The organism is Gloeotrichia echinulata CP02 (assembly GCA_038087035.1).
Lineage (GTDB): Bacteria > Cyanobacteriota > Cyanobacteriia > Cyanobacteriales > Nostocaceae > Gloeotrichia > Gloeotrichia echinulata.
Genome location: CP051187.1, coordinates 6,339,631 through 6,354,569, shown reverse-complemented (window position 1 = coordinate 6,354,569; position 14,939 = coordinate 6,339,631). Strand labels below are relative to the sequence as shown.

Annotated in this window: 15 protein-coding genes; 3 read left to right on the top strand and 12 right to left on the bottom strand. The window is 40.2% G+C overall.

What is annotated here, in order from left to right:
• Positions 1–227 precede the first annotated feature (227 nt).
• The 4 genes from HEQ19_28300 to hemE form a co-directional block, all read right to left on the bottom strand.
• A complete protein-coding gene (locus tag HEQ19_28300; protein WYM02801.1) occupies positions 228–1,829 on the bottom strand; it encodes a DUF4070 domain-containing protein in 1,602 nt (533 codons plus the stop codon).
• A 323-nt stretch (positions 1,830–2,152) separates the two neighbouring features.
• The gene (locus HEQ19_28295; GenBank protein ID WYM02800.1) at positions 2,153–2,338 is read right to left on the bottom strand and encodes a hypothetical protein; all 186 of its coding nucleotides are present in this window, start codon (positions 2,336–2,338) and stop codon (positions 2,153–2,155) included.
• Between the two features lie 106 nt (positions 2,339–2,444).
• Complete coding sequence (locus HEQ19_28290; GenBank protein ID WYM02799.1) at positions 2,445–3,410, bottom strand: NAD(P)-dependent oxidoreductase; 966 nt, start codon at positions 3,408–3,410, stop codon at positions 2,445–2,447.
• A gap of 180 nt (positions 3,411–3,590) precedes the next feature.
• Positions 3,591–4,646 carry a uroporphyrinogen decarboxylase gene (gene hemE, locus HEQ19_28285; GenBank protein WYM02798.1) on the bottom strand — a complete coding sequence of 352 codons (1,056 nt, stop codon included), beginning with the start codon at positions 4,644–4,646 and terminating at the stop codon, positions 3,591–3,593.
• 116 nt (positions 4,647–4,762) lie between these two features.
• On the opposite strand from hemE, the gene HEQ19_28280 reads away from it, so the two are divergent.
• From HEQ19_28280 to HEQ19_28270, 3 genes are all read left to right on the top strand, one after another.
• Positions 4,763–5,518 carry a hypothetical protein gene (locus tag HEQ19_28280; protein ID WYM02797.1) on the top strand — a complete coding sequence of 252 codons (756 nt, stop codon included), beginning with the start codon at positions 4,763–4,765 and terminating at the stop codon, positions 5,516–5,518.
• 131 nt (positions 5,519–5,649) lie between these two features.
• Complete coding sequence (locus HEQ19_28275) at positions 5,650–7,722, top strand: S9 family peptidase (GenBank protein ID WYM02796.1); 2,073 nt, start codon at positions 5,650–5,652, stop codon at positions 7,720–7,722.
• Between the two features lie 126 nt (positions 7,723–7,848).
• Positions 7,849–8,553: a methyltransferase domain-containing protein gene (locus tag HEQ19_28270; protein WYM02795.1), complete on the top strand. Its 705-nt coding sequence runs from the start codon at positions 7,849–7,851 to the stop codon at positions 8,551–8,553.
• Here HEQ19_28270 and HEQ19_28265 read toward each other — a convergent pair.
• The 8 genes from HEQ19_28265 to HEQ19_31440 all read right to left on the bottom strand — a co-directional run bounded on the left by HEQ19_28265 (position 8,550) and on the right by HEQ19_31440 (position 14,903).
• Positions 8,550–9,872, bottom strand: coding sequence for an ABC transporter substrate-binding protein (locus HEQ19_28265; GenBank protein ID WYM02794.1), 1,323 nt, complete (start codon positions 9,870–9,872; stop codon positions 8,550–8,552). The two genes, HEQ19_28270 and HEQ19_28265, sit on opposite strands and share 4 nt — an antisense overlap.
• A 9-nt stretch (positions 9,873–9,881) precedes the next feature.
• Positions 9,882–10,544 (bottom strand): glycosyltransferase family A protein, encoded by a 663-nt coding sequence (locus HEQ19_28260; GenBank protein ID WYM02793.1) that lies wholly within the window; start codon positions 10,542–10,544, stop codon positions 9,882–9,884.
• Positions 10,545–10,546: 2 nt separating this feature from the next.
• On the bottom strand, positions 10,547–11,350 hold the full coding sequence (locus HEQ19_28255) for an FkbM family methyltransferase (protein ID WYM02792.1): 804 nt from the start codon (positions 11,348–11,350) through the stop codon (positions 10,547–10,549).
• A 76-nt stretch (positions 11,351–11,426) separates the two neighbouring features.
• Positions 11,427–12,347, bottom strand: a complete 921-nt coding sequence (locus tag HEQ19_28250) for an LD-carboxypeptidase (protein WYM02791.1) — start codon at positions 12,345–12,347, stop codon at positions 11,427–11,429.
• A gap of 265 nt (positions 12,348–12,612) precedes the next feature.
• On the bottom strand, positions 12,613–13,887 hold the full coding sequence (locus tag HEQ19_28245; GenBank protein WYM02790.1) for a glycosyltransferase: 1,275 nt from the start codon (positions 13,885–13,887) through the stop codon (positions 12,613–12,615).
• A gap of 341 nt (positions 13,888–14,228) precedes the next feature.
• Positions 14,229–14,654, bottom strand: a complete 426-nt coding sequence (locus HEQ19_28240; protein WYM02789.1) for a DUF29 family protein — start codon at positions 14,652–14,654, stop codon at positions 14,229–14,231.
• On the bottom strand, positions 14,611–14,745 hold the full coding sequence (locus HEQ19_28235) for a hypothetical protein (protein ID WYM02788.2): 135 nt from the start codon (positions 14,743–14,745) through the stop codon (positions 14,611–14,613). The genes HEQ19_28240 and HEQ19_28235 overlap by 44 nt, the downstream gene beginning before the upstream one ends.
• Positions 14,700–14,903: a hypothetical protein gene (locus HEQ19_31440; GenBank protein WZI67246.1), complete on the bottom strand. Its 204-nt coding sequence runs from the start codon at positions 14,901–14,903 to the stop codon at positions 14,700–14,702. Before HEQ19_31440 ends, HEQ19_28235 begins: the two co-directional genes overlap by 46 nt.
• Positions 14,904–14,939: the final 36 nt, after the last annotated feature.

Here is a 14,939-nt window from a genome sequence, read left to right as displayed (position 1 = left end):
CGCGTGAGCGAGACGCTCACACTACCAAAAATCCCTCAAAACAAAATTGACAGACTACTAGCCTTTGCCAAACCCTATAGCGTTTCTCGCCCTAGTGAGGTACATCGGTAAGGGCACGGCAGTGCCGTGCCCCTACATCGCGTGATACAATTTTGTACCTCATCTGAATAGGAAGTGCTATAAGTCGGCGGTGGGTTGGATAAACCGCCGACTTCCAATGACTATGCTTAACTGACTATTGCTTCAGCTTTGGCTACCACTTTTTCCTTGACAGGGGGGACATAAGGTGTTTCTGCGCCTTGTGCAAGATAGGCTGCTAGCTGACTTTCAATTTCATCGCGTACAATTTGGCGATACTCTAGAAAATGCTCGTTGTGGGCGCAGGCGGCGAGATAATGATCTGCCACTTTTGGGTTATGCTTGATGATGCTGAATAAGTGATGCCAGAATTTCCAGCGGGTTTCCCGTTTGATTCCTTGTCGCCAAATTACAATTAATAGTGCTTTGACAACCACCCATTCTGGCATTTTAAATGGTGCTGTCCAACTTGGTCCACCCATCATCAAGAAACAGCGGTAGGTGCGGTCTAAATATTGTACTGGGTCGTATAAAGCACAAAATGCTTCAACATATTCTCTGGCAATTTCTTCCAGGGGACGGGTGGGGATGAAGTTCATCAAAGTGGTTTGGTTGATGTTTCCATCTGTACCTTCCCGGAGTCTTCCTTCTTTTGTCAGACGATGCCAAAGTGCTGTATTGGGTAGCGCTTGTAACATGGCGAAGGTGGTGGAGGGGATTGCTGCTTGTTCAGCAAAACGGACAATGCGATCGCCTGCGCCGGCTTTTTCGCCATCAAAGCCGATAATAAATCCAGCCATTGGGCGCAATCCAGTTTTAATGATGGTTTGCACTGCATCTGTCAAGGAACTGCGAGTATTTTGGAATTTCTTTGTCAGTTGCAAACTATCTTCGTCTGGGGTTTCAATTCCCAAAAATACTGCTTTAAAACCAGATTCAACCATTAATTCCATCAATTCTAGATCTTGTGCTAAATCCACAGAAGCTTCAGTGTCAAAACTGAAGGGATACTGATGTTCTGCCATCCAGACTTTTAACTCTTTCAACAACAATTTAACATTTCGTTTGTTGCCGATAAAGTTGTCATCGACCATGAACACGCTGCGGCGCCAACCTAATTCATAAAGATAATCTAATTCTGCCAACAATTGTGCTGGAGATTTCGTCCGGGGTTTGCGACCATAAAGCACAATAATGTCACAAAATTCGCACTGGAAAGGACAACCCCGCGAAAATTGAATTGACATTGAATCATAAGCATTCAATTCCAATAAATCAAAACGGGGGATGGGTGTAGTTGTGACATCGGGTTTTTCTGTGGTGCGGAATGTCCCAGATTTTTCACCTTTTTGAATTGCTTCGACAAACATCGGTAGGGTGATTTCTCCTTCATCAAGAATGAGAAAATCTGCACCAGCTTCTTGAACTCCACTAGGTACTGAAGTTGGGTAAGGACCACCGACTGCAACCAATTTACCACGTCTTTTTGCTTCGCGGATTTGTTCTAGTAAATCTTGTTTCTGGACAATCATCGCCGAGAAAACTACCACATCAGCCCAAGCCCATTCTTCTTCAGTCGCGGGGCGAATGTTGCGATCAACCAGCTTAAATTCCCATTCTTGGGGCAAAATGGCCGCTACTGTCACTAAACCTAAAGGTGGTAACAAAACTTTGCGATCAACTAACTCTAGAATTTTTTCGTATGACCAAAAGGTTTTGGGAAATATCGGGTAAACTAGTAAGATTCGCATCAGTATCAATCCTCACACTATGATTGTTATCCCACTGTAACGAAAATAAAGACTTATTGACTTTTTTCCATATTTGTTTTAGCTTACCACTATTATTTTTGTTTGCATCTCAACTAAAATAATAAAAAGTTGCCCAGAACACATCCTGAGCCTACTAATTTTGCAAGAGAATACATATTGTTGATAGTTACTGGACGCTATTTGCGATCGCCTAGTTCCCGATGGCGAGCATCTGTTATTTGTGATACTTAATACTCAGTAATATTTTTCGAGAGGAGAACGCCAATTTTCGATTTGTAAACTGGGCACTCTTTGAAATTCTTTCACGTTAGATGTGACGATAAGAGGATACTGTCTTCTACACCTTGATATTCCATGATTATTTCTGGCCAAGTGGTGGGCTTGATTTCCAAGAAAGTAACAAAGACCGGACTTTCAGTAATACCCTCTGGTGTTTCGTCTAGTTCAATTTTGCCGTTTTTATAAATTCCTTTAATAGTTTTTAACATAGACTTTCCTCCTAAATCTAGGGGTTATTAATTCAATCCAATACATTGTGGTATGGGCGTCTCGCCCGTCCTAGGCGGACAGGATGCCCACCCCACAAGAATGTTATTATTTTTTTACAGCACCATTTTGCACACCGCTAATTTGCAAAATATCAGTCATGGTTGCACAGTAATTTGGCAACCCAAAACTGGACGGATTGATGACATTATCATAACTAAAATAGCGATAATTCATGCAGAATCTATCCCAAGCTGCCATTTGAATGCGAAACACAGCAATAATCAAATTAGCTAAGGATGTAGATAGGGGGATGCGGAAGTAAATCTTTTTAGAAAGATAGGCGCAAACTTCTGCTATGGCTTGGTCTATAGTTAAATCAGTTTGACCTAAAACAAACTTCCGGGGTTCATTTTCTGCGGGTGGATGCTCAATTAAATATCCCACAACAGTGGCAATATCTTGCCCGTGAATAAAGTGAAAACTACCCTCAGCCTTCAAAAACCGAATTAAGTTAATATATTTCGTAACTTCTGGGATACCAGATGTGAGGTGAGAATAGGGTTTATGAGCATCACCGCCCAAAACTAAAGTGGGAAATACAGTGGTAATTTTGGATGCTACTTCTAATTTTGATAACCGATGTAAACAATCATATTTAGAACGCACGTAATCTGTACCGATTTCTCCTGCTTGTTTTAGTGGATGATTATGGCGATCTAAAACACTAGCGGTAGAAAAATAAATTATCTGTTCGCATCTGTTTGGATCGAGCAATTTCATCAATTCTAAAGTCTTGAAGACATTAATATCAAAGGTATTATTACCGCCCCAAGCCGTCGCTGTTAGCACCGCTATATCAATTGTTGCTAGCAAGTCGGCAAACAGGTTAATTTTGAGCATATCACCCTGCAAGACGGTGATACCTGGACGTGCTTGGGTATCTACTTGCAGTTTACTGGGGTTTCTTACCAGTAGATAAAGTTCGTGATTTGTTTCTTGAATTAAGGCTTCACTTATATAGTGACCTATACAGCCACTAGCACCAGTCACGAAAATGCGTTTTGGACTCATAGTCAATTAAGAGTTAGGAGTTGAGAGTTAGGAATTAGGAGTTAGGAATTAGGAGTTAGGAGTTAAGAGTTAGGAATAAAAATTTACTCCGCGTCTGACAGCTAATAACTAAATAACTCATAACTCATAACTTATAACTTATAACTCATAACCCCTAACGCCTAACTCCTAAGTTGTAATTTACGACACAACTGCATTGAGTTGTTTTGCGGTTTCAAAGAAGAAAGCGACGTTTTCTTCTGGAGTTTCAGGTAGTACACCATGACCGAGGTTGAGAATGTGACCCCAATTACCGGCTTTGCGAACGGTATCGAGGATGCGATCGCGGATAAACTCTTTAGAGCCAAATAGGACTCCAGGATCAAGATTACCCTGAACTTTGACGTGTTTGCCTAATCTGGCTCTAGCATCTGCCATATCTACTGACCAGTCTACAGTGACGACATCAGCGCCAGATTGTGCCATTCTCTCTAAAACACCGGCGCTTCCGCTAACGAGCAAAATTAAAGGTGTGTCGGGATGGGTTTGCTTGACTTGTTGGAAAACCCGTTGCTGATAGGGAAGGGCGAAGGTGTCATAATCTTGAGGACTTAATTGACCTGCCCAAGAATCGAACATTTGCACAACTTGGGCGCCGCTGTCAATTTGGTAGCGCACATAAACTGCGATCGCATCTGCTAATTTGGTTAACAGTTGATGCAGTACTGCTGGAGAGGAAAATGCCATGTTTTTGATGACGGAGTAGGTTTTGGAACCTTTCCCCTCGACTACATAGGCTGCTAATGTCCACGGCGCACCGACAAAGCCTAAAACCGTTGATTTGTTGCCTACTTCTGACCGCAGGGCCTGCAAAATTGTTTTAATAAATGACAGGGCTGTTTCTGGGTCTAAGGGACGCAGGAGATCAACTTGTTCTTGAGTGCGAATGGGCGAGTAAATAATTGGTCCTTTTCCTTCTGCAATGTCCATGTCAATGCCTAAAGCAGGCAATGGGGTAACAATGTCAGAAAATAGGATTACTCCGTCTGGTTGGAAAGCTTTCCACGGTTGCAAGGAAACTTCAATCGCTACTTCGGGAATTTCAGAGCGATCGCGGAAAGAAGGATACTTCTCCCTTAAGTCTCGATAAGCTTTCATATATCGTCCGGCTTGGCGCATCATCCATACAGGGGGACGGTCTACTACTTCGCCACGAGCTGCCAGCAGGAGATTAGGAGCTGTTGAGGAAACACCCATTTAGCACTTCATCCTAAGTCACTTTTTTATGCCACTGTTTAGCTTATCATTCTGAGATTACGCTTTTTCAGGAGGTTCGCCTCAAAAGCTGTAATCGCTGCTTAATTTAACTTAATATGCAAACCGACTCTCACCGTTCCACTGATCATACATCAACTTACAAAGCTCCCAATCCAGGCAGGTTTTTGATTCCTCCTTCCCAGCGTCGGCGATTCTTGATTCAATTTACCTTCATGACCTGCTTGGGTTGGGTTGTGGGTGGCCTTGCTAGTTTAGCTTTAGAAAATATTCTGGTTAGTTTACCATCTGCAGTTTATCAAGATTCCCAGATAGTTCATACCTTAAGCGGATTTCTCAGCAGTCTTCTGTTTGCGCTGATTTTTGCGGCTGATCAAGCACTGGTTGTCCGTCGATATTTATCCGGTTGGTTATGGATGCTAGCCACTAGTGTTGGTTGGCTAGTTGCTAACAGCATTTCTACTGCCTGGATTAACTATATTTCCTCTATTGCTTCATCTTTAAATGAAAGTTTATCAACTGATGCAATGCTTGTCTTAGGATTTTTGTCAACACTTTCATATATTATTTCGGGAATTTGGTTAGGACTTTTTCAATGGCTGGTGTTGCGGCGATGCACAGTAGGTGCTTGGTGGTGGAATTTTTTACCCACAATTTCCTTTTTCTTTATCAGTATGTTGGTATGGCTACTTTCCCTCATCCACGATTTGATTCCTGTAGCCTACCGTGCTGCAATATTGTATTGGAGTCAACAAGGATTTACGGCAGTTATTCTCTCGGTTATACCAGCAATAGGCTTGTGTAAATTAAAAATCAACTCACACCACAAAACTGGAATTTATAGCTCAACATAACAACAGCATGTGATAAGTTAATTAGTTCGTAGTTAGCAGTTTAGTGGTTAAATATTTAATTACTAAACTGCTAACTACAAACAAATCATAATTAATGTGATTTGCTATACATTTACCCTCTTAACAAAAGTATGAGTAAAAATAACGCTTTACAAAAAATTGTCACGCCACCTATCGCTGACAAACAGCCGCAGGTTTTGGAGTTGCATGAAGACCGCCGAATTGACAACTACTTTTGGCTACGGGATATGGACAATCCCAAAGTTATCGCCTATCTCAATGCCGAAAATGCATATACGACAGCGATGACCCAGCACACGGAAGAGTTGCAAACACAACTCTACAACGAAATGCTACACAGGATTAAGGAAACTGATTTATCAGTACCATACCGCAAAGATGACTATTACTATTATTCACGCACAGAAGAAGGTAAAGCTTATCCAATTTATTGCCGGAAAAAAGGCAGTTTAGAAGCTCCCGAAGAAGTGCTGTTAGATGAAAATGAACTCGCTAAGGAACACGAATTTTTTAGTTTAGGTATATTTGATATTAGCCCCAATCATCAAATATTAGCTTATTCGATTGATACTAGCGGTTCTGAAGAATACACTTTATTTTTTCTAGACCTAGCTACATGTCAATTATATACCGAGACCATCCCTGAAACTTATTTTTCTTTTGCCTGGGCTAACGATAACCAAACAGTTTTTTACACGAAAATAAATGATGCTAACCGTCCTTATCAACTGTTTAGCCACACTTTAGGCACTGACCCAGTTGCAGATGCTTTAATTTATGAAGAACCAGATGATAGCTATAATTTATATGTGGAAAAAACTAGTAGTGAAGCATATATTTTATTTATTTTACAAAGCAGCATTACCACAGAAATTCATTATTTAGATGCTGCTCATCCCCGTGGAGATTTCCAGCTAATCCACCCACGAACTACGGGAATAGAATATGAGGTTGAGCATCATACTGATTACTTCTATATTGTAACCAATGACGCAGCTACCAACTTTAAATTAATGAAAACGCCGGTAGCCACGCCAGCAAAAGAAAACTGGCAAACTGTAATTCCCCATCAAGAAGATGTGCTATTATCAGGAATTAGTTTGTTTGCCAATTACTTGGTAATTTATGAAAGAAAGGCTGGATTACAAACTGCACGGGTGCGAAATCTATCAACAGGTGAGGAAAATAATCTAACTTTTCCAGAGCCAACATATGAATTTGACGAAGGCAATAACCCAGAATTTAATACTACCATCCTGCGCTTTAATTATACTTCTTTTATTACTCCCGAATCAGTTTTCGATTACAACATGGAAACCCATCAACGGGAATTGCTCAAAGAAACAGAAGTTATCGGTGGTTATGATAAAACTCAATATCAGAGCGAGTGGCTAATAGCTACTGCTCAAGATGGTACACAGATTCCCATTTCTATAGTTTACAAACGAGGAATCAAAAAAGATGGTCAAAACCCCTTGGTACTCAAAGGCTATGGGGCTTACGGTTATTCTTCCTCTGCGTCATTTTCATCAACTCGACTGACACTGCTAGATCGAGGAGTAGTATTTGCGATCGCCCATATTCGCGGTGGTCAAGAAATGGGGCGTAAGTGGTATGAAGATGGTAAATTTTTGCAGAAAAAGAATACCTTCACAGATTTTATCACCTGTGCTGAGTATTTGATTGCCGAAAAGTGGACAAATAGCAACGCCCTTGCAATTACCGGTGGTAGCGCTGGTGGCTTATTAATCGGAGCAGTAATTAATATGCGTCCCGAATTATTTAAAATAGCAGTCGCCCATGTCCCCTTTGTCGATGTAGTGACTACTATATTAGATACATCTTTGCCCCTCTCAGCGCAGGAGTGGGAAGAATGGGGAAATCCCAACGACAAAGTTTATTATGACTACATCAAATCTTACTCACCCTACGATAATACTGAGGCGAAAGATTACCCAGATTTGTTAATTACTGCAGGCTTAAATGATTCTCGCGTCAAATATTGGGAACCAGCCAAATGGATAGCGAAACTGCGAGAACTGAAAACTGATAACAATATTCTCTTGTTAAAAACCAACATGGATGCAGGACACAGCGGCGCCTCTGGACGTTATGAAACTTTGCGCGAAATTGCCTTTGAATATGCTTTTATTTTAGATCGACTGGGTTTGGGAAATACTTGAAGTCATTTTTCAGCCCAGCATAGTAAGATAAAGGAGTCATAATTAGAGGCTCTCATCAGCCTTAAAATTCTAATTAACCAAGTTTTTCAACATATTCTCATCCCGCACTAACTGAACTAAAAACATATGACTGATGGCACTTTCTCTTACACTTCAGACTATTTTCAAAGCTCGGATTTTGATACAGACTATCAAATTATAGCTTTGACTATTGTGGAAATTTATCAACCAAAAACGTTAGTAGAGTTTGGTTGTGGTCCTGGACACCTAACTCGAGAACTTGCCAAACTAGGAGTACAAGTTACAGCAATTGACGGTTTTTCTCAACCAGATTTCTCTGGACTATCTGTAGAATTTAATACTCTAAATTTGAATGAACCTACTTTGATTGCAAATTTTTTCACCGGAAAATCTTTTGACCTAGCGGTGAGTTTAGAAGTAGCTGAACACCTAGAACCAGAAATGTCAACTACGCTAGTAAATTGGTTAACTAAAGTTGCACCAGTAGTGGTATTTTCAGCAGCAGTTCCTGGTCAAGGAGGACATGGACATATCAATCTGCGTCCTCGTGATTACTGGCACAGCTTATTTACTCAACATAATTTTACAGTTGCTGATCGCATACGCGAAAGGTTACGCCCTCATCCTAGTGTTGCAGATTGGTATCGCTACAATGTTTTAGATTATGTTCATATTGACGACCCTCGAATTCCCCAACCCAATGAAGTTATTCGTCGTCTCATAGCTTCTGAATCGGCCGCAACTACAGCTTATTATGCAGAAAATTTAAAGCTTTACTTTCTTGAGCAGGAAAAACTAACCCCTAATTAGTCATCCCAAATCAGATCTAAACGCTCTTGGGCTGATTTAAGAGCCTTTTCTGGCGAAGACTTACCCAATAATGTAGACTCAATGGCTCGACCAAGGCTGTCAGAAAGACGACTATATCCAGCAATAGTAGGTCGAGCCTTGGCTACAGGTATTTGGTCCATAAACACTTTTAACCAAGGTTTTTGTTGCAGGTATTTCTGATAAGCTTGACTTTGAGCCGCTTTGATATTAACAGGTAAAAAACCTGTTCCTATACTCCATTCTGTTTGGAATTCTGCACTCAAAACATACTCCAAAAATTTCATTGCAGCTTTTTCTCTTTCTGGCGTAGTTTTCATCAAAAACATATTTCCCGTACCTGTTACCGTAGCTGGCTTCACATTAGCAGGTATCGGAAATACGCCATAATCAACGTTAGATTTAGTGATGTAGGTCCAAGGGCCTGTAATTTGCATCGCCACACGACCGGCAATAAAAGCATCCTCCTCATAACCCCGTTCTGGAGGAGACAGCGTTGCTGTACCATTCTTTAATAGGTCTTGCCAAAATTGTAAAGCTTTAATAGCTCCAGGGTTGGTCAAATTTGGTTGGCTATTTGTCACCACTTCTCCCCCAGCGCTCAATAAAAAGGGAAACCAAGTAAATACAGTCCATTCTGTCTTTCCTAAAGGTAATAAAATGCCATACTGTTCAGGTCGATTATCACCATTGCGGTCTATAGTCAGTTTTTTAGCAACTTCTTTTAATTCTTCCCAATTCTTCGGCGTTTCTGTGATTCCTGCAGCTTGAAAAAGCTTAGGTCGATAAAAAATACCAATATTACTAGTAGTATATGGCACTGACCAAATATTACCTTCTAACCGTAGCTCCTCAAACAAGCTGGGGGGAATTTCTGACTTTATAGGCAATTTTTCCAGCCAATCATCTAGAGGTTGAATTGCTCCTAAATTTACAAATTGGCCTGTAACTTGCGGGTAAAATAACAGGATATCTGGAGCCGAATTGCCAACAACTGCTGCTAAAATTTTTGGTAATTGGTCTGTGGCGCCTGCAAAAATAGATTCAACCTGAATATCAGGATGAGTCCGATTAAATTTGTCTACCAGATGTTCAAATACATCCCGATTCGTAGGGGGATTAATTCCCTGCCATAATGTCAGATGAATTACTCCGCTATTTTTCTGGGCTGGACTCTGACAACTACATAAAAATACGAGACAGAAAATCACGATGATTTTCCGAAATTCCCAAGGACGAATAGAAGTAAACAGACGGTAAACAAAACTGCTAATTGAGGATACAAACAAGGGAATTTTCATGCCCAGTAGTTAGTTAGATGAGGACATCTGATCTAAAAAAGTTTTGGTAGTACTAGTTTCTGCTCTAGTATAAATATAGCTTTCTGGTTGTTTAATTTTGTAAGTTTTGAATATTTTTTCGGCACGTTCCCATAAATCTGTATCTTCCCCATAAGCAAGACTCTTAAATCCCTTTAGTTCAAAAAATACGTGTCTTTTGCCAAAAAATGTGGCTCCTACTACGCATTCCCTAACATTAATTAATTTATTGGGTTGATAATAATCAGGAAGCCAAAACTCCTCTTCAAGTTCACATCCACCTTCAATTAAGTCAATTTCTGGATTAGCTTTCATAAATTCCAGCCGCGACTCCAGATGATTTGGCTTATAGCTGTCGTCACTGTCAAGAAATGTGATGTATTTGCCAAAAGATGCCTGAATTCCAGCATTTCTGGCATAACCAGCAAGGCGATTTTGATGTTTAAGATAACGGATATTATTAAATTTTTCTAGATAAGGATTGATAATTTCAAATGTGTTGTCTTTGCTACCATCATCAACTATAATCAGTTCCCAATTTGAAAAAGTTTGAGAGATAACACTATTAATACAATCATTTAAGTACTGCGCTCGGTTGTATGTACACGTGACCACAGAAATCTCTGGTTCTAAGTTAAATTCTATACTAATCATTGTTAATTCCAACGTTGATTGGTGGCTATAATAGCGTTTTCAGCCATATTATTGTTACCGCTAAGTGCTTTAAATAGTCCTTTCCAGATACTGGTGCGATTGCCATAAATATCGTAGATATACTTAAAGCTGACCAGACTCTGTGCTAAATCGAAATGAGCCTTAATCAATTTAATTGCTCGATTTAGATTTAAGGGAAGTTTCTGACTAGAAGATGGATCAATTAAGAGAAACTCTGGATGAAGAGATAGGTAAAGCACTATGGGTTGATAATTTTTGAAGAAGTTGACTAATGTGGGTAACAGTGAGTATTCTCCACCTTCAATATCTATTTTGATAAATAAAGGTGAACGCAACCCTTGTTTTTCGACAAACTCTGGGAGATTAATGGACTCAACTAGCCAACTTGTTTTCATTTCTGAAAACAATACACTGCTGGTAGAATCACCTCCTTCGTCTCTACTTCCCAATCGGGTTTTACCAGATTCAATCCCTATCAGGGCTTCGTAGGTCTGAATATTTGTAATCTCTGGATTTAATTGTACGTTAGCCAACATCTCCTGATAGGCTAGAGGATCTGGTTCAAAGGCAAAGGCTGCTTTAGCTCGCTGTGCTGCGTAAAGTAAAGTTGGACCTATCCATGCTCCCACATCTATATATGTCACATCTTGGGAAATAAATCGATCAAACACTTTGAAGGTTTCGGGTTCCCATCCACCATCATTAAGGTCTTCCCAAAATGACTGATGTTTACTTTTAATGACTTGAAAAAATAAACCATTTTTCTTGATTGAAAGTGTATTCATCTTGATGAATTTTTCCTGTGGCGAAAGCAAGAGTATCTTAACATATTCAGAAGTGACTTATATTTAGTTCATTTCCTTATGTGTTAATTTCCAAAATCCCCTGCTCGCCATCTAAAGTTACCGCCACACCCACGGGTAATGCGGCATTCGGGCTATCATGACCAAAAGGTAAACCTGAGACAACCGGAATCCCTAAATCACCCAAACGTTCGCGCAAAACTTCCTCTACCCTAAAACTGGGTACGTTAGCTGGCGCGTCACATTTAGTAAAATCGCCCAAAGCAATTCCCCGCACTTTGGATAATACACCACTTAAGCGCCATTGAGTCAACATTCTGTCTATGCGGTAGGGTGCTTCGGAAACATCCTCAAACGCCAGAATTACATTCTCAAAATCTGGTTGCAAGGGTGTACCCAAAAGATGCGTTGCTACCGTAAGATTACCAGGGAGTAAAATGCCCTGAGCTACACCACCACCCCAACCGCAACCTTCCAACGGTTCTAGGGGACGACCTTCCACCCAATTAAACAACCGCTCAATTGACCAATCAGGCTCATTAGCCAGGGTGGTCAATACTGGGCCATGAACGCTGGAAATTCCTATATTATAAAGGCTCCACAACAGTCCAGTGATGTCAGAAAAGCCAATTAGCCACTTGGGAGATGCTGCATTTTGTTGCCAATTCCAGTTTTCCAAAATGCGGGTACTGCCAAAACCGCCCCTAGCGCAAAGGATACCACGACAATCTGGATCTGACCATGCTGCGGCTAGGCGATCGCGTCGGTCTTGGTCTTTCCCTGCTAAATATCCCCATCTGTCATCTATCTGGGGGATGATTTCTACTCGGTAGCCACGCGATCGCCAAATTTCTACACTGCGGTCAAACGCCTCAAATTCTCGCAAAGCACCACTAGGAGCAATTACTCGGAGTAAATCACCTCTTTTCAGGGGGGGTGGTAAAATTTTAGATTTTAGATTTTCGCTTTTGGATGACATGAATAATCTGCTAGCAGTAAAAATTACAGATATATCTGGGTAGTAATTAATAACTAATTGGTTATAGTTTTAGCTCATCACCCATTACTAATTACCAGTTATCCATGACCCATCAGGTAAAATTTAAAATTTATTTCACTGAATTACGTGTAATAGTTTTTACACAAATATCCTAGCAGCGGAGCCTCTATAAATTTCCAACTGTAGAACTTAACAAGAAAATCTCTTGTTAAGTGAAAGAGCTTGTTATCAATTTTTTATCTTGTTAACTGACTAGCTGATTGTTTAAGATCACTTCATCAATAATATCAACAGCGCGGCGCAGTCCTCCTGCTTGATTCATTGCGGTTTTTAGCCTCAAAGCATTCTTTTTGTAAGATGGTTGGGTCAATACTTCTTGAATATCCTGACGTAATCTAGGAGTGGTTAACCGTGAAGTGGAAATAAACTTTCCTACACCAGACCATACAATCCGTGCGGCTACTCCTGGTTGGTCATTAGTAATAGGAATAGTCACCAAAGGTACACCATAAAACAATGACTCCAGCACAGTATTAGTTCCCGCATGACAAATAGTTAAACTGGCTTTTTGTAACAGTTCTAACTGTGGTGCATATTTCACAACTATTGGATTTCCTGGTAGGTCTGGTAAGTCTTGCGGTTCTAGTCCACCTCCAAGAGCAAGAACTAATTGAGCATCTAGACCTACACAACTCTCAGCAATATGATAGAAAATATTACGCAGCCGATTTTGTAATGTTCCCATCGACGCATAAATAAGAGGCTTTCCATTCAATTGTTCAAACGGAAAATCAACAGATTTTCTAGCGGTAGAATCAAAGTGAGGTCCAGTAAAATGAAGTAAACCAGCTAAATTAGGTCTTGGGTATTCAAGCTCGGCGACTTGTTGACTAATAATGGCTAATTTGGAAAGCGAGTAAAAATCGTTGATATTAGTACAAGGGGGTAAATTCCACTCGCGACGGACTTTTGAAATTACCTGTCGGATAGGCTTACCAAAACCCAACATTAACTCATAACCTGCACGATTTCTTAAGGTTCCCCACCATGTTGAGTTATATTGCCAAGTTGTAAAATATGGGGGAATAGAATGATCAAAAGCATTCACTAGAGAGGAACAGACAGTCACAAAAGGTATACTCAAAAAGTCTGCTACTGTACTTCCCCCAAATATAGATTCATCAATTACTAATGCTTCTATTCCGACCTCTTGAATAACTTTTGGCGCATCCCGCAAAAATAAAGCGGTTGTTTTTTCAGATAAAGAAATTGTGTAACTTAATGCTGCGATTCCTTTGAGTTTCCCCAACTTCTCATAAAATATAGCTGTTGTGCCAACTGGAAACTCATCCCCAGAAATAGAACCAAATTCTAAGCCAGCAGCATTGCCATTAGCTTCTGCATCAGGCATTCCCAGCAACGTGACACGATGACCTCGCTTTTTAAGTTCGCGTCCTAAAGCAGTCATAGTGTTTAAATGACCAGTAGCGGAGGGGCAAATTAGTCCGAAATGCGTCATAACTTTAAGAAAATATAATATATTTGATATAGTAATACGGTTTGATTCCTGAAATTGTTTGCGTAGACAAGAGGATTTTAGAGAATTTAGTGGTATCGAGTTTTATTCAAAAATCACATAGGAGTGCTATATGTATTAAGTTAACTTTGACGGCAATTAAGTAATGCTACCATATTCCTCCGCAGTTAGGGCAAAATTTGGTATTTTCAGGAACTGGCGGGTTATGACATTCTGGATTGAGACAACATCTCTCGTTCATGGGTGGTGGCATGATTTAACCTTGAGCAGGTAGAATTGCGGAATGGGGGATATGAGGAGATGGCGAAAAATAACAAACGACACTAAATAAAACTTATTAATTCTAAAGCTTGCTTGACCAGCGATACTCGATCTACCATATTTCCTAAAGCGATCGCATCATAAATGCCACCAAAAGCTTCCAAAGCAGCATTATCTAAAGCCTGATCATAAGCCTCAGCCAAAATCTCCTGTAGCTCTGTACTGCTAAGATAATATCCCCCAGCTTTGCGGCGTTTATTCACCCGACCAATCCCAGCGATCGCATTACGAATCGAAACATCCCAGGAGTGAGTTGTCCGTTTTTCGGAAGATTGCTTAATTAAATGAACTAACAAGACTACACAATAACTATAAATTTTATTGATTTTATCTTCCTTGCTCATCTCCTCTAACTCATCAATTAAAGATAGAGCCTCCTCCACCTTACCAGCAACCACTAATTGTCTGAGTTCTAGCAATTCTTCCATAATTTATCTTTCCTTCTCTTTCGAGGAAAATTTGTTGGGGATTGTCTAAAACAGATTCAACCAGGTCAAGAGGAATATTTCGTCTTTCCATTTCTGTTTTTGCGTGACGAGAAATTTTATATTCCATTTCAAATCTATATCCAGATTAATGACATTATATATTTGTCGTAGTCGTAGATATACTTTGTTCATCCATCGTGCAAGAATAGCGATCGCCGATAATTCGCCGTTGCAAAACCCCGTCTTCAAGAAAGAAAGCGGGGTTCTGCTGAAAGTTAAGATTTG

Excerpts from the sequence above, each read along its gene's own strand:
- HEQ19_28300 (WYM02801.1), bottom strand. The coding sequence starts at position 1,829 with ATGCGAATCTTACTAGTTTACCCGATATTTCCCAAAACCTTTTGGTCA.
- HEQ19_28295 (WYM02800.1), bottom strand. The coding sequence starts at position 2,338 with ATGTTAAAAACTATTAAAGGAATTTATAAAAACGGCAAAATTGAACTA.
- HEQ19_28290 (WYM02799.1), bottom strand. The coding sequence starts at position 3,410 with ATGAGTCCAAAACGCATTTTCGTGACTGGTGCTAGTGGCTGTATAGGT.
- hemE (WYM02798.1), bottom strand. The coding sequence starts at position 4,646 with ATGGGTGTTTCCTCAACAGCTCCTAATCTCCTGCTGGCAGCTCGTGGC.
- HEQ19_28280 (WYM02797.1), top strand. The coding sequence starts at position 4,763 with ATGCAAACCGACTCTCACCGTTCCACTGATCATACATCAACTTACAAA.
- HEQ19_28275 (WYM02796.1), top strand. The coding sequence starts at position 5,650 with ATGAGTAAAAATAACGCTTTACAAAAAATTGTCACGCCACCTATCGCT.
- HEQ19_28270 (WYM02795.1), top strand. The coding sequence starts at position 7,849 with ATGACTGATGGCACTTTCTCTTACACTTCAGACTATTTTCAAAGCTCG.
- HEQ19_28265 (WYM02794.1), bottom strand. The coding sequence starts at position 9,872 with ATGAAAATTCCCTTGTTTGTATCCTCAATTAGCAGTTTTGTTTACCGT.
- HEQ19_28260 (WYM02793.1), bottom strand. The coding sequence starts at position 10,544 with ATGATTAGTATAGAATTTAACTTAGAACCAGAGATTTCTGTGGTCACG.
- HEQ19_28255 (WYM02792.1), bottom strand. The coding sequence starts at position 11,350 with ATGAATACACTTTCAATCAAGAAAAATGGTTTATTTTTTCAAGTCATT.
- HEQ19_28250 (WYM02791.1), bottom strand. The coding sequence starts at position 12,347 with ATGTCATCCAAAAGCGAAAATCTAAAATCTAAAATTTTACCACCCCCC.
- HEQ19_28245 (WYM02790.1), bottom strand. The coding sequence starts at position 13,887 with ATGACGCATTTCGGACTAATTTGCCCCTCCGCTACTGGTCATTTAAAC.
- HEQ19_28240 (WYM02789.1), bottom strand. The coding sequence starts at position 14,654 with ATGGAAGAATTGCTAGAACTCAGACAATTAGTGGTTGCTGGTAAGGTG.
- HEQ19_28235 (WYM02788.2), bottom strand. The coding sequence starts at position 14,745 with ATGGAAAGACGAAATATTCCTCTTGACCTGGTTGAATCTGTTTTAGAC.